General features: G+C 67.2%; 9 protein-coding genes. 3 read left to right on the top strand and 6 right to left on the bottom strand.

Annotated elements, in window-relative coordinates; all coding sequences use genetic code 11:
- Positions 1-51: 51 nt before the first annotated feature.
- Positions 52-1845, bottom strand: a complete 1794-nt coding sequence (locus AC2FAN_RS12120) for a tetratricopeptide repeat protein (RefSeq protein WP_485174269.1) — start codon at positions 1843-1845, stop codon at positions 52-54.
- A gap of 178 nt (positions 1846-2023) precedes the next feature.
- Here AC2FAN_RS12120 and aptA point away from each other — a divergent pair, with 178 nt between their 5' ends.
- Together aptA and AC2FAN_RS12110 are read left to right on the top strand one after the other, a co-directional pair.
- Positions 2024-3364 (top strand): omega-aminotransferase AptA, encoded by a 1341-nt coding sequence (gene aptA / locus AC2FAN_RS12115; protein WP_265052162.1) that lies wholly within the window; start codon positions 2024-2026, stop codon positions 3362-3364.
- 55 nt (positions 3365-3419) lie between these two features.
- Positions 3420-4481 carry a serine hydrolase domain-containing protein gene (locus AC2FAN_RS12110; RefSeq protein ID WP_485174266.1) on the top strand — a complete coding sequence of 354 codons (1062 nt, stop codon included), beginning with the start codon at positions 3420-3422 and terminating at the stop codon, positions 4479-4481.
- 12 nt (positions 4482-4493) lie between these two features.
- Here AC2FAN_RS12110 and AC2FAN_RS12105 read toward each other — a convergent pair whose 3' ends face one another.
- The 5 genes from AC2FAN_RS12105 to AC2FAN_RS12085 all read right to left on the bottom strand — a co-directional run bounded on the left by AC2FAN_RS12105 (position 4494) and on the right by AC2FAN_RS12085 (position 11175).
- Entirely contained in the window at positions 4494-4988 is a 495-nt protein-coding gene (locus AC2FAN_RS12105) for a peptide deformylase (RefSeq protein ID WP_485174264.1), read from the bottom strand.
- Between the two features lie 16 nt (positions 4989-5004).
- On the bottom strand, positions 5005-7209 hold the full coding sequence (locus AC2FAN_RS12100) for an FAD-dependent oxidoreductase (protein WP_485174262.1): 2205 nt from the start codon (positions 7207-7209) through the stop codon (positions 5005-5007).
- A gap of 170 nt (positions 7210-7379) precedes the next feature.
- Positions 7380-8588 carry an acetyl-CoA C-acetyltransferase gene (locus tag AC2FAN_RS12095; RefSeq protein ID WP_485174260.1) on the bottom strand — a complete coding sequence of 403 codons (1209 nt, stop codon included), beginning with the start codon at positions 8586-8588 and terminating at the stop codon, positions 7380-7382.
- Positions 8589-8724: 136 nt separating this feature from the next.
- Positions 8725-10521, bottom strand: a complete 1797-nt coding sequence (locus AC2FAN_RS12090) for an acyl-CoA dehydrogenase C-terminal domain-containing protein (RefSeq protein ID WP_265052157.1) — start codon at positions 10519-10521, stop codon at positions 8725-8727.
- 195 nt (positions 10522-10716) lie between these two features.
- Positions 10717-11175, bottom strand: coding sequence for a MerR family transcriptional regulator (locus AC2FAN_RS12085; RefSeq protein WP_265052156.1), 459 nt, complete (start codon positions 11173-11175; stop codon positions 10717-10719).
- A 347-nt stretch (positions 11176-11522) separates the two neighbouring features.
- Here AC2FAN_RS12085 and AC2FAN_RS12080 point away from each other — a divergent pair, with 347 nt between their 5' ends.
- Positions 11523-14891 (top strand): SEL1-like repeat protein, encoded by a 3369-nt coding sequence (locus AC2FAN_RS12080; RefSeq protein ID WP_485174258.1) that lies wholly within the window; start codon positions 11523-11525, stop codon positions 14889-14891.
- Positions 14892-14979: the final 88 nt, after the last annotated feature.

The following is a 14979-nucleotide window of genomic DNA, read 5'->3' as shown; positions in this document are numbered from 1 at the left end:
GAGCAGCGTCACATGGGAGCGCGGGCGCTCTGGGCGGCTTGCAGAAAACGCCTAGGACTTGTCGAGCCCGAGCGCGGCCAGGATTTTGCCCGTCACCTCTTCGGCGAACCCCTTTCGGGCCAGATAGGCGCGCGGATCCCTGGCGAAGAGCGGCGCCTTGTCGCGCAGCCCTGCGATGGCCTTGGCCTGTGCCGGCGAGTCGTCGTCCGATGCGGCGCGCAGTGCCTGGGCCAGCAGGCCGAACGGGCTGGTGTCGGCGGCGAGCGTGGCGGCATAGGTCTCGGAAACCTTCTTCGCCCCGATCAGATAGGCCCCCAGAAAGGCATAGAAATCGTAGCGCGGCGGGCGCCCGACACTCAGCGCCGTCGCGCGCTCGAGCAGCGGCAGCCCCTCGATCGGCCGGCCGAGCCGGACATAGAGCGACCCGAGATCGGCCATGATGTCGGGATCATAGGGATTGCGCGTCAGAGCTTCCCGCCCCTTCTGGATCGCCTCCTCGGTCGATCCGCGCAAGAGCAGGACCTTCATCATCGCCTGATAGGCGCGCGCGCCGGACGGAGCCAGGCGAATGGCAGTGAGAGCCGCGGCCAGCGCACGATCGAGCGGTGAACGGCCCTTGTCGTCCAGGTTCTTGGGAACGAGGGTCTCGGGATTGAAACCGGAGCCATGCTCGCCAAGCGTCATGATCGCAAGATGGGCCCAGGCCGGATAGAAGCCCGGCTCCTGCTCCACCAGTTTCTCAAGGCAAGACCGGGCGGCGAGAAGGTCGTCCGGCAACATCGAGCGCCGGGCATCGAAGGATTGCAGGACGCAGCCAACCGCCGGTGTCGGCGGCGACTGGCGCGCATCGGCCGGGATGATGCCGAACGGCTCGATCAGCCTTGTCGCCAGCCTGCGGGCCATCTCGGCAAGGTCGGATTCCTGCAGCAGTTCGAGCGATGGCCGGCCGGAGGACGCCGTCCAGACGATGCGTCCGTCCCGAACGGAACGCAGGCGACCCAACCCCTCGACGCCGCCATCGACGGCCTGGACGTTCATCTCGAAAACATAGTCGACGTCGGCAGGCGCCGCCGCCCCTGGCGCAGGAGCCTTGATCGTCACGAGATCGTCGAAGCGGGCCATCGCATCGACGAGCAGATCGGAGAACCGGCGCAGGATGCCTGCCAGCTTGGGATCGGACGGCACGGTGGGGATCGTGATCGCGACGCGGACAAGCTGCAGCGAAGTTGCGATGCCCTGCGGTGTGCCCGCGCCCTGTTCTATTCCCGTCATTCTGGTCGAAGCGAGCTCGGCCGGCGCGTCGGGCAGCGCCAGATACCACCAGCCGAGCGCGAGAAGGCCGAGCGCGAGCGCCGCAATGGTAGCCACGGACCACCGACGCGCGGCGACGCGATCGGCGGGTTTTGCGGCCCGTGGCGCCGCCATGGTGTCCTCGTCCCGACGGGCGGGAGCCGGAACCCAACCAATCTCTTCATTCGCGTCGACGATCTCGAAAACGGGAACGTATCCGCCGACCGGCATAGAGATCCCGACCGGATCGCCCTGGCCTTCGCCGCCATAATACTGCGTCAGCGCACGCCTGAGCCGGCCCGCCTCTACCCTGACGATCGGGTCGATCTGAGGGTTGAAGTCGGCCGGCCGGCCGAGGCCTTCCACGGCTATTGTGTAGCCCTTCAATTCGGCGGCGCGGCCTTCGATCGTGCGCTCGACGATGAAGCTCAGGAAAGCCGAAAGCTGGGGCGCGGCGCGAAAGGCGTCGGACGCAAGGACACGGGCCAGCTCCGCGCGGATGATCGCTGCGGCCCGCTCGTCCAGCCGTCCAGGATCACCATCGCCTTCTGTCATCGGGGTCCGTTCAGTCTGCGCCCCAAGTGGGGAGATTACGCCATCGACGACCTAACGTCACGTGCGGCCTTGCCCAGACCGCTATTTGTCCGGTGCAGCCATGGCGCACCATGATGGCGATTTACAGCCCGCTTTCGCCTGCTAGGTTCAACGAAGGTTAATCCACAGGGGCCCTTCGATGACTTCAGCACCTTCCGCCATCGGTACGCCGAACGATCTCGAAGCCTATTGGATGCCGTTCACGGCCAATCGGTCGTTCAAGAAGAACCCGCGCATGGTCGCGCGGGCCGAAGGCATGTTCTACTATACGCCGGACAACAAGCCGGTCATGGACGGCACGGCGGGCCTGTGGTGCTGCAATGCCGGCCACGCCCGCGAGCCGATCATCCAGGCGATCCAGGCGCAGGCGCGCGAGCTCGACTACGCGCCGTCCTTCCAATACGGCCACCCCAAGGTCTTCGCCGCCGCCGCCCGGATCGCGGCGCTGGCGCCAGGCGATCTCGACCATGTCTTCTTCGCCGGCTCGGGCTCGGAAGCGGCTGATTCGGCCCTCAAGATCGCGCTTGCCTATTGGAACGTCTCGGGCAAGGGCTCGAAAACCCGTCTGATCGGCCGCGAACGTGGCTATCACGGCGTCGGCTTCGGCGGCATCTCGGTCGGCGGCATGGTCAACAACCGCAAGTTCTTCGGTGGATTGCTGACCGGCACCGACCATATCGCCCACACCTATGACCGCGAGAAGCAGGCCTTCAGCAAGGGCGAGCCGGAATACGGCGCGCATTTCGCGGATGATCTCGAACGCGTCGTCGCGCTGCATGACGCCTCGACCATCGCCGCCGTCATCGTCGAGCCGATGGCGGGATCGACCGGCGCGCTGCCGCCGCCGAAGGGCTATCTCAAGCGCCTGCGCGAGATCTGCGACAAGCACGGCATCCTGCTGATCTTCGACGAGGTCATCACCGGCTTCGGCCGCCTCGGCTTCGCCTTCGCCTCGGAGCGCTACGGGGTTATCCCGGACATGATCACCTTCGCCAAGGGCGTGACCTCCGGCACCGTGCCGATGGGCGGCGTGATCGTGCGCAAGCATATCTACGACGCCTTCATGAACGGCCCGGACAACGTCATCGAGCTGTTTCACGGCTACACCTATTCGGGCCACCCGCTGGCAGCGGCCGCTTCGCTGGCGGCCCTCGACATCTATCGCGAGGAAGGGCTGTTCGAGCGCGCCCGTGCGATGGAGGATGCCTGGGCCGATGCGGTGATGAGCCTGAAGGGCGAGCCCAACGTCGTCGACATCCGCACACTCGGCCTCGTCGGCGCCGTCGATCTCGCTCCGCGCGCGGAAGGCGCGGGCAAGCGCGGCTACGAGGCGATGGACCGTGCCTTCCGCGAGGAAGGGCTGATGGTCCGCACCGCCGCCGACACGATCGCCTTCTCGCCGCCGCTGATCATCACGGAAAGCCAGGTCGGCGAACTGGTCGAGAAGCTGCGCCGGGTGATCCGGGCTGTGGCGAACTGATTCGCACCAGGCCATGGACCGCCGCGCTTTCCTGGCAGCGACGGGCATGGCCCTTATGGCTGCCCCTGTCGCCGCACGACAATCGACGAGAGAGTGGCAGAGCCTCTCGCTCGTCGAGGCCGGTTTCCGGGCGGACGCCGGCGAACGCATCGACAAGGCCTTCGCCGCTGGAGAGCTGAAAGGCCTCCACGGCCTTGTCGTGCTGCGGCAAGGCAAGATCGCGCTCGAGCGTTACTTCCCCGGCGCCGACGAGATCTGGGGCGATAGCCGAGGCGTCGTCGCCTTCGATGCCGGCGAATTGCACGACCTGCGCTCCGTCTCGAAAAGCATCGTCGGGCTGCTCTACGGAATCGCGCTCGCGGACGGGCTGGTGCCGGGGCCGACCGCGCCCTTGCTCGCGAGCTTCCCCGAATACCCCGATCTCACCGCCGACGCGGCCCGCCAGAGGCTGCGCGTATCGCATGTGCTCGCGATGACCATGGGCACGCAATGGGACGAATCCCTGCCGTATAGCGATCCGCGCAACAGCGAGATCGCCATGGAACGCGCGCCCGATCGCTATCGCTTCATCCTCGACCGGCCGATCGACCGGTCGCCCGGGGAGGCCTGGACCTATAGCGGCGGCGCAACCGCGCTGCTCGGCCATCTGATCGCGAAGGGCAGCGGCATGCCGCTCGGTTCGTTTGCCCGCGAGCGCCTGTTCGCTCCGCTGGGTATCGGCGATTTCGCCTGGATCAAGGGCTCGAACGGCCTGGAGGCCGCGGCTTCCGGCCTGCGCCTGCGCCCGCGCGATCTCGCCGCCATCGGCCAGCTGCTGCTCGACAAGGGCGCATATGGCGGCCGGCAGGTCGTCCCCGCCGATTGGCTGGAGGCGAGCCTGACCTCGCGCATCAGGACGGGCGACGGCCTCGATTACGGCTATCACTGGTACCTGCCGCGCTATGGCACACCCTCGGTGCGATACGGCGCCTTCGGCAATGGCGGCCAGCGCCTAGTCGTCGCGCCGGACCTCGATATCGTCGTCGCGGTCACCGCCGGCAACTATAATCAGCCGGATGGCTGGCAGACGTCGGTGAAGCTGACGAATGATTTTGTCTTCGGCGGGCTGGCGCGATAGCCGGCGATCAGTTCACCCGCGCTGCAACTTGTTGTAGCGCGCGATAAGCCTGTCGCGCTTGAGGCGCGACAGGCGGTCGATCCAGAAGATGCCGTCGAGCTGGTCGATCTCGTGCTGATGGCAGATCGCCCGAAAGCCTTCCGCTGCCTCGGTCCGCTCGACGCCGTCGAGATCGCGATAGCCTATCGTCACCCGCGCCGGGCGCTCGATCTCGTCGACTACGCCCGGCATCGAGACGCTGCCCTCGCTATGGCGGATCATCTCGGACGACGCCTCGACGACGACCGGATTGACGTAGACCGCGACCTCGCCCGGCGTCAGCTCCAGCACGACCAACCGCAGCGGCACGCCGATATGCGGCGCGGTGATGCCGACGCCCGGCGCCGCCCGCATCGTGTCGCGCAGATCATCGGCAAGCGCCCGCAAATCCGCGTCGAAACGGATGACGGGCTCGGCCGCCACGCGCAGACGCGGATCCGGGAACCGCACGATGGGCCGAACAGCCATGGACGCCGTTCCGTCGTCAGGCCGCCGCCCTCTTCTCCGCCGTGGCGTAGAAGCTCTCGCCGGTCTTGGCCATGCGCTTCAGCAGCCGGTTCGGCTTGAAGCGCTCGCCATGGGCCTTGGCCAGCTTCTCGCAGAGCTTCACGAAGACGGCCGCGCCCATATTGTCGATGTAGGAGAGCGTGCCGCCCGAGTAAGGCGCGAAGCCGAAGCCGATGATCGAGCCGACATCGGCCTCGCGCGGATCGGTGACGACGCCTTCCTCATAGGTACGGGCTGCTTCCAGGGCTTGCGTGACGAGCAGGCGCTGCTGCAGCTCTTCCATGTCGACGCTCTCCGGGTCGAGCCGCTTGCCGACGAGTTCGGCGAGGCCTGGCCAGAGCCGCTTCGGCCCGGATTCCGGATAATCGTAGAAGCCCTTCTTGTTCTTGCGACCCAGCCGCCCGTGCTTCTCGACCATGTCGGAGAGCAGCTTCTCCTGCGCGGGATCGACGGCAGCGTCGCCGAGCTGGGCCTTGGTCGCCTTCAGCACCTTCCAGGCGAGATCGACCGCTACCTCGTCGTTCAGCGAGAGCGGGCCGACGGGCATGCCGGCCTGCTTGCCGGCGGCCTCGATCATCGCCGGCGGCACGCCCTCCATCAGCATGAGATGGCCTTCGCGGATGTAGTTGCCGACGCAGCGATTGGCATAGAAGCCGCGGGTGTCGTTGACGACGATCGGCGTCTTCTTGATGGCGCGGACATAGTCCAGCGCCATGGCGAGCGCCTTCTTGCCCGTCTTCTTGGCCATGATGACCTCGACCAGCAGCATTTTCTCGACCGGCGAGAAGAAATGGATGCCGATGAAGTTCTTCGGCCGCTGGCTGGTCTCGGCGAGGCCGGTGATCGGCAGCGTCGAGGTGTTGGAGCCGAAAATGGTGCGCGGGCCGACCACGGCCTCGACCTCGGCGATCACCGCCGCCTTGACCTTCGGGTCCTCGAAGACGGCCTCGACGATCAGGTCGCAGCCCTTGAGATCGGCATAGTCGGCTGAGGCTTTGATGCGGCCGAGCAGCGCGTCGCGGTCGGCGGTCTTGGCGCGGCCCTTCATGATCTGGTCGGAGACCAGCTTGTGCGAATAGGCCTTGCCCTTCTCCGCCGCCTCGATGTCCTTATCGATCAGCACGACGTCCAAGCCGGCCTGCGCCGTGACATAGGCGATGCCGGCGCCCATGAAGCCGGCGCCGATGACGCCGACCTTCTTGAGCTTGGAGGGCGGCACGTCGGCCGGGCGGCGGGCGCCCTTGTTCAGCTCCTGCATCGAGACGAAGAGCGAGCGGATCATCGAGGCCGCCTCCTTCGTCCGCAGGATCTTGGCGAAGTAGCGGCTCTCGACCTTCAGCGCGAGGTCGATGGGCAGTTGCAGCCCCTCATAAACAGCCGAGAGGATGGCGCGGGCAGCGGGGTAGTTGTCGTTGGTCTCGCGGCGATAGATCGCGTTGGCCGGCGGCCAGATCTGCATGCCGGCCGGCGAATGCACCTTGTTGGAGGGCAGCTTGAAGCCCTTCTGGTCCCAGGGCTGGGTCGCCTGCGGGTTGGCCTTGAGCCAGTCCTTGGCGTTCTGGACGATGTCGGCGCGCGGCGCGACGGCGTGGACGAGGCCGGAATTGCGCGCCGGCAGCGACTTCACCTGCTCGCCCTTGAACATCATCTGGAGCGCGTCGCCGGTCTGCATCAGGCGCGCCACGCGCTGGGTGCCGCCGGCGCCCGGGAAGAGTCCGACCTTGATCTCAGGCAGGCCGACGCGGGTCGAGGCATCGTCCGAGACGACGCGATACTGGCAGGACAACGAGAGCTCGAAAGCGCCGCCGAGGCAGACGCCATGGATCGCGGCGGCGAAGGGCTTCCCGCAGGTCTCGAGCTTGCGGTAGAGCAGCGAGAGCTTGCGGCTCTCGTCGAAGAAGCTCTGCATCGCGACCGCCTCGCCCTTCTCCTTGGCGAGTTTCACATAGAGATCGCGCAGGCCCTGGAGCATGGTGAGGTCGGCGCCGCCGGAGAAGCTCTCCTTGCCGGAGGTGACGACGCAGCCCTTGATGGCTTCGTCAGCGGCGACCTTGTCGACGATCTGGTTCAGCTCCTCCATCGCCTCGGGGGTGATGACGTTCATCGAGCGGCCCGGCATGTCCCAGGTCGCGACGGCGATACCGTCGGCGTCGGTCTCGAAGCGGAAATTGGTGAGGTTCATCTGAAATCCTCCCTCGTCATTCCGGGGCCGAGCGCAGCGAGGAGCCCGGAACCCATGAACACGACATGTGATGTTGATTTGCTGCGGCAGCCGCTGCGCCTCTTCCGCAGCGGCTGGTGGTCATGGGTTCCGGGCTCGCCGCTATGCGGCGCCCCGGAATGACGGCGGCGCTAGACCCTCTCAATGATGGTCGCAACGCCCATTCCGACCGCGACGCAGAGCGTCACCAGCGCGGTCTGCTTGTCCTGCCGCTCCAGCTCGTCGAGCACGGTGCCGAGCACCATCGCGCCGGTCGCGCCCAGCGGGTGGCCCATCGCGATGGCGCCGCCGTTGACGTTCAGAACGTCGTCGTCGATGTCGAGCGCCTGCTGATAGCGCAGGACCACGGAGGAGAAGGCCTCGTTCAGCTCGAAGAGGTCGATGTCCTTCAAGGTCATGCCGGCCTTCTTCAGCACGAGCTGGGTGACGTCGATCGGGCCGGTCAGCATCAGCGCGAGGTCGGAGCCGACCGTGGCGAAGGCCTTGATGCGAGCGCGCGGCTTCAGGCCCGCCGCGCGGCCAGCGCGCTTCGAGCCGACGAGGACGGCCGCCGCGCCATCGACGATGCCCGACGAATTGCCGGCGTGGTGGACGTGGTTGACGAACTCGACATCCGGATGCGCCGCGGTCGCGACCGCATCGAAGCCGCCCATCTCGCCCATCTGGACGAAGGAGGCCTTCAGCGCGGCCAGCGCCTGCATATTGGCCTCGGGACGAATGGTTTCGTCGTGGTCGAGGATGATGAGGCCGTTGACGTCGGTCACGGGGATGACCGAGTTCTTGAAACGCCCTTCCTTCCAGGCCTTGGCGGCGCGCTGGTGGGAGCGGACGGCGAAGGCGTCGACATCGTCGCGCGAGAAACCATATTTCGTCGCGATGAGGTCGGCCGAGATGCCTTGCGGCATGAAATAGGTGTCGATCGCGACGCTGGGGTCGACGGCGATGCCGAAGCCGGAGGCGCCCATGCCGACGCGGGACATGGATTCGACGCCGCCGCCGATCGCCATCTCCTTCTGGCCGGACATGACCTGCGCGGCGGCGAGGTTCACCGCGTCGAGGCCGGAGGCGCAGAAACGGTTGATCTGCACGCCCGGCACTTCCTTGCCGTAGCCGGCCTTGAGCGCCACGGTGCGGGCGATGTCGGCCGCAGCCTCCCCGACCGGATCGACGCAGCCGAGCACCACGTCCTCGACGAGCAGCGGATCGAGGTTGCTGCGGTCCTTGATAGCGCGCAGGGCCTGCGTGCCCAACTCGATCGCCGTGACCTCGTGCAGCGAGCCATCGGCCTTGCCCTTGCCGCGCGGCGTGCGGACGTGATCGTAGATGAATGCGTCTGCCATTTGGTGGCCTCCCGGGGCGCCGTCGGCCGGCGCGTTCTGGTGCCGGACGTCATGGTCGGGCTTGACCCGACCATCTCGTCATCCAGCGGGTTCTGCAAGAGATGCCCGGGTCGAGCCCGGGCATGACAGTCGATCGTCAGAACTGCTCAGGCGTCAGCGCCATGGTCGTATCGGCACCGGCAGTGATCCGCGCCAGATGCGCGGCAGTCTCGGGCAAGGTGCGCTCCATGAAGAAGCGGGCCGTGACCAGCTTGGCGTTCATCCGCTCGGTCGCGCCGTTGGCGCCGGCCTTGAGCTTCTCCTGCGCGACCTTGGCCATCCTCGCCCACATGTAGCCGAGCGAGACCAGACCGAGCAGGTGCATAAAGTCGTTCGCCCCCGCGCCGGCATTGTCCGGCTTGGCGAGCGCGTTGTTCATGAACCACATCGCCGCCTGCTGGAGATGGCCGAGCGAGACCTGGAGCGGCCCGAGCAGAGGCTTCAGAGCCTCGTCCTCGGCGTTGTCCTTCAGGAAGCCGCCGACCTCGTTGAAGAAGGCCATGATGGCACGCCCGCCGTCGCGGCCGAGCTTGCGGCCGACGAGATCCATGGCCTGCACACCGTTGGCGCCCTCATAGATCATGGCGATGCGGGCATCGCGGACGAACTGCTCGACGCCGGTCTCGGCGATGTAGCCGTGGCCGCCGAACATCTGCTGCGCCTTCACGGCATTGTCGAAGCCGATATCGGTGAGCACGCCCTTGAGCACCGGTGTCATCAGGCCGAGCTGGTCGTCGGCCGCCTGGCGCTCGGCGGCATCGCCCGAGCGATGGGCGATGTCGGATTGCAGCGCGTTCCAGAGCACGAAGGCACGGGCGGCCTCGTTGAACGCCCTGATCGACATCAGCGTGCGGCGCACGTCGGGATGGACGATGATCGGGTCGGCCGGCTTGTCGGCTGCCTGGGCGCCGGTCAGCGCCCTGCCCTGCAGGCGTTCCTTGGCGTAGACGACGGCATTCTGGTAGGCGACCTCGGACTGGGCGAGGCCCTGGATGGCGACGCCGAGACGGGCCTCGTTCATCATCACGAACATGGCGTTGAGGCCCTTGTTCTCGGCGCCTATGAGCCAGCCCTGCGCACCCTCATAGTTCATGACGCAGGTCGAATTGCCGTGAATGCCCATCTTGTGCTCGATCGAGCCGCAGGAGACGTGGTTGTTCTCCCCGACGGAGCCATCCGCGCCGATCTGGTTGCGCGGCACGACGAAGAGCGAGATGCCCTTCACGCCGGCCGGTGCGCCCTCGATGCGGGCAAGCACGAGGTGGATGATGTTCTCGGTGATGTCCTGCTCGCCGGCCGAGATGAAGATCTTGGTGCCGGTCAGCGCGTAGGAGCCGTCGCCGTTCGGCACGGCCTTGGTCTTGAGCAGGCCAAGATCGGTGCCGCAATGCGGCTCGGTCAGGTTCATCGTGCCCGACCATGTGCCTTCGATCATCTTCGGCAGATAGGCCCGCTTCTGCTCGTCGGAGCCATGGACGTAGAGCGCGGCGATCGCGCCCATGGTCAGGCCCGGATACATGGCGAAGGCCATGTTCGCGGCGGAGGCATATTCGTTCATCACGGCGCCGAGCGTGTAGGGCAGGCCCTGGCCGCCATATTCGGGGTCCATGGCAAGCCCGATCCAGCCGCCGCCGGCATAGGCCTCATAGGCCGCCTTGAAGCCTTTCGGCGTCGTCACCCGGCCGTCGGGATGGCGCGTGCAGCCCTCCTGGTCGCCGGAATAGTTGATCGGCTGGAGGACTTCCTCGCAGAGCTTGGCGCCCTCGCCGAGCACAGCCTCGACCACATCCGCGCTCGCATCGGCGAAGCCCGGGAGATTGTTGTAGCGCTCGATGTTGAAAACGTCGTTGAGCAGGAAAAGCGTATCGTCGACGGGCGCCTTGTAGACCGGCATCTGGTCCTCCCTCTCGTCGCTGAGCGGCACTTCGTCAACCGGGCCGCCTGAAGATAGTTCATATATAAACAATCTCAGTCGACATGCAACCGGGTACACCGCCTTTTTGTCGTTCTGCGGACGGCGGCTGGGCATGCGGCATAAAAAAACCCCGGCAAAGCCGGGGTTTCGTGGGTAGCCAGAACGAAAAGGAGATCAGGCTTTCGGGAAGCGGGCGAGCGAAGCCTCAAGCTCTGAGATCGCGCTTTCGATCTCGGCACGCTGGCTGCGCAGCAGCTCGAGCTGCTCGACGATCTGGTCGCGGCTGAGCTGAAGGCCACCGACATTGGCGGCCTTGTCCCCGGCTCCGCCCTTCTTGTCCTCATTGGCGAGCATGGCGCGGATCTCGACCAGCGTGAAGCCGAGCTGCTTGCCCTTGAGGATCAATGCGAGCCGCGCGCGATCGCGCGCCGAATAGATGCGCACCATCCCCGAACGGGTCGGCGTGATCAGGCCGCGCGACTCGTAGAAGCGAAGGGTACGCAGCGTGACGTCGAAGTCGCGAGCGAGATCGCTGATGGTGAATTCGCCGGCCTCATCGGCCTCGGCGGGTGCGTTTATAGAGCGGGCTTCATGACTCGAAGAACCCGCCATAGCCAGGCTTTGGCGCGACATGGAGGTCTCGTTCCTTGCGGGAGATCGAATCGCTGCCCATACGGCAGCATCGATCAGGATGCCTCCTCATACGGAAGACGCTTTCGTTGCGTCAGGTAATACGTCGCTTTGCCCGGGTAAGTTACCGTTACATCGCGGCCCGGCCGATGTTCCCATGAGTCAATGGCGGAAAATTAACGGTTCGGAAGCCGTTTCTTAACTCGTTGTTTACCATGGCCGTCAAATGTCGGGAACGCGCATCGGCGTCGTCAACATTATCTTCACGACTGCCCAGGTTCGCGCGGCGGGTTTGCGGCATCAGGGGGCCGCACCCGACGTGGAGATCGGCCCCGTAGGCGAGCGAGAACATGGCCAACAGCTTGCCCTGGAGCGTCAAGGGCGTTGATCCCCGGACGCGCGACGCGGCAAAGGCAGCGGCACGGCGCGCCGGCATGACGCTCGGCGAATGGCTCGACCACAAGATCCGCGACGAGAGCGGGGAGCCCGAGTTCGCCCCGACACCGACACCCGCCAAGCCCGAGCAGCTGGATATCGCGGCCCTTTCCGAAAGGCTCGCACGCCTGTCCCAGGGACAGATGGATACCGCGCCGCGCAACGCCGTTCCCGACCTGTCGCGTTTCGAACTCGATGCCGTGGTCAACCAGGCCGCCAGCATCGAACGCCTGACCCGGGAGGCCAGCACCCGCACAGCGGGCGCGCTCGATTCCATCGCCCGCTGGATCGAGAAGACCGAAGACCGCATATCGTCGAGCGAGCGCGGCTCCGCCGAACGACAGGAGCGCGCGACCAGCGTCATCGCCGAGGCGATCAAGACGATGGGCGAACGCATCGCCGACATCGAGCGGCGCAGCCAGGAGATCCAGCAGAACCGGGCCGAGCATTCGCCGCGTCTCGCCTTCAGCCGCGACGGGCTGGCGGCGGCCGTCACCGACATCCGCACGCGCCAGCGCGTTCTCGACACCGAGGAAACCGTGCCTTCGCGTGCCGCAAGCGTCGCGCCGGAACGTATCTCCGCGTTGCGGGAGGATTTGCGGGAGCTGGAATCGAGACTCTCCCTCGGGACCCGGCGCACCTCGGCACAGCGCCCCGCCGCTCCGCAGCCGCAGCCGCGCCAGGCGGACACCAGCATCATCGAGAACAAGATCGCCGGCCTCGCCGAGCGTCTCGACCGCTTCGACAGGCGCGACCAGTTCGAACCTTTGCTCAAGCCCCTGGCCCGGATCGAGGCCGAGGTCTCGCGGCTCTCGCAGGATCGCACGGGCGACAGCTATCAGCGCTTCCAGCTCGAAATCGCGCATCTCGCCGCCAAGATCGACGCGCTCGCGACGCGCGGCGGCGAGACGGCCAATCTCGACCCCGTGATGCGCGACATCGCGGAGCTGCGCAGCCTGGTCGCATCTGGCGGCCAGGATCACCGGCTCGAGGACCTCGCCCATCAGGTCGCCTCGCTCGGCTTCGAGATCGGCCGGTTGCGCGAAATCCAGCCGGACCCGCGCGAGATGCGTACGCTCTCGGCTGCGATCGAGGATGTGCGCAGCACGGTCCTGTCCAGCCGGCCACAGGACTTCGACACCGCGCCCCTGGCTTCGCTCGCGACGCAGATCGAAATGCTGTCGCGCAAGTTCGACGACGTCACGGCGCAGCGGCATGGCGACCATCTCGACGATCGCATCGACGCCTTGCAGCACCGCATCGAGCTCCTCGCCGAGCAGGGCCCGTCCGCCGTCACACGCCAGATCGAAGCGCTGGCCGGCCGGATCGAGAGCCTCGCCGCATCGAGCCAGCTCAACCGCATGGTCGGCACAGGCGACCCGGCGACGCCGGTCGATCTCGGCCCGATCGAGCAGATGCTGCGTCATCTCGCCGACAAGATCGACGAAGCCGGCGCCCCCGGCGCCGACTCGCAATCCTTCGAGGCCCTGGAGCAGCAGATTTCGGGCATTGCAGCTCGCCTCGACGAGGCGGCAGCGACACGTACGGCCGAAACCGGCATCGAGCGCACGCTGCAGGATCTCGTCGTGCATCTGCGGTCGATGCGCGAGGAGACTGCGGCCGAGCGGGCCGCCCTCGTCCAGGCGACCAGCACGGCCACCGCACCCGGCAAAGGCATCGCCGAGCTGTCGAACCTCGTCACCGGCCTGCGCGACACCCATGTCTCGTCCGAGCGCCAGACGCAGGATGCGCTGGGCGCCGTCCACATGTCGCTCGAGGCGATCATGGGCCGGCTCTCCGGGCTGGAGGCCGAGTTGCAAGGCGAGCGCCGGAATGCCCCCCCCCGCGCTCAGACAATGGCGCGTGCCGAGGAGATGACCGGCCGCGCGCCTGCTGCTCCCGCTCGCGAAAGCACCGGCCCCTCCGTCAGCGCCGCCGCTCAGGATCGCTTTGGGGCGCCTGCCTCCTCCTCCCGCGTCGAGAGCGCTCCGACGCTGCCGAATACGGCCTTCGACCTGCCGCTGGAGCCGGGCTCCGGCCGGCCCCGACCCGAAAGCAATGTCGCCACAGGTCAGGATCAGCAATCGGTCCGCCAGAGCCTGATCGCCGCCGCGCGGCGCTCGGCGAAAGCCGCCAGCGAGGCGGCAGCGAGCGCGCCCTCCGCCAGCCTTGAGCCGACAACGAAAAGCTCCGGCCGGCTCAAGGAAATCCTGGAGAAGCGCAAGCGGCCGCTGCTGCTCGGCCTCGCCGCGCTCGTCCTGGCGATGGGCACGGCGCATATCGTCACCGGTGCGCTGCGTGGCGACGGCACCAAGACGGCCAGCGCGAACGGCGAAGCACGCAGCCTCGTCGCTCCGCCGGTGGCCCAGCCGGAAGCGCCGGTCGAGCCCTCGCAGGCGCCGGTCAAGGATCAGGCTCCTGCCAAGGACCAGTCCTCGGCGCTGTCGTCGGCTCCCCCGAATCCGGCGCCGGCCATCGTTGCGCCGGAGCAGATTGCGGCCTTGCCCCCCGGTCCTGCCGGTCCAGCCGCGATGGACAGCCAGGCGGCTCCTGCCCCGGCGACGGAATCGAATGTGCAGGCGGTGACCGGCCTCGGCGACCTGCCGGCGGGCTTCGGCAGTGCCGGGCTGCGCAAGGCCGCCTTCGATGGCGATGCGCGCGCCGTCTACGAGCTGGCAAGCAAGGCCGTCGACGGTCCCGCCGCCCAACGCGATGCCAAGCTCGCGCTGCGGCTGTTCGAGCGCGCGGCCGTGGCGGGGCTCGCTCCTGCCCAGTTCCGCGTCGGCAACATGTTCGAGAAGGGCATCGGCACGCAGCGCGATCTCGCGCTCGCCCGCATCTGGTACCAGCGCTCCGCCGAGCGTGGCAACGCCAAGGCGATGCACAACCTTGCGGTGCTCCACGCCGAGGGCGTCTCCGGCAAGGCGGACTATGCAGTCGCGACCGAGTGGTTCCGCCGCGCCGCCGAGCTCGGGGTGCGCGACAGCCAGTACAATCTCGCGGTCCTGCTCGGCCGCGGCCTCGGGGCGCCGACCGATCTCGCCCAATCCTTCGTCTGGTTCTCGGTGGCCGCCACGCAGGGCGACGAGGATGCCGGCCGCAAGCGCGACGAGGTCGCCCAGCGCATGAAGCCGGAAGAGCTCGCCGCCGCCAAGGCGACCGCCAGCAACTGGAAGCCCAAGGCGCTCGATGCCGTCGCCAACGACGTGACGCCGCCGGCCAAGGGCTGGGACGCCGGCCCGACCGCAGCGGCAGCCAAGCCGAACAAGCCGGCGCGGAGTTGAGCCCGGCGCCGGCGCGTCATGCTTTCGACGTGTTGACGCGGCAAGCAGAACGATAGTCTCTTGAGGCGGGCCGGTAGCGGCCCGTCTT

This window comes from Allobosea sp. RIT-PG3_2, assembly GCF_057321085.1.
This window is presented reverse-complemented; position numbering and strand designations above follow the sequence as displayed.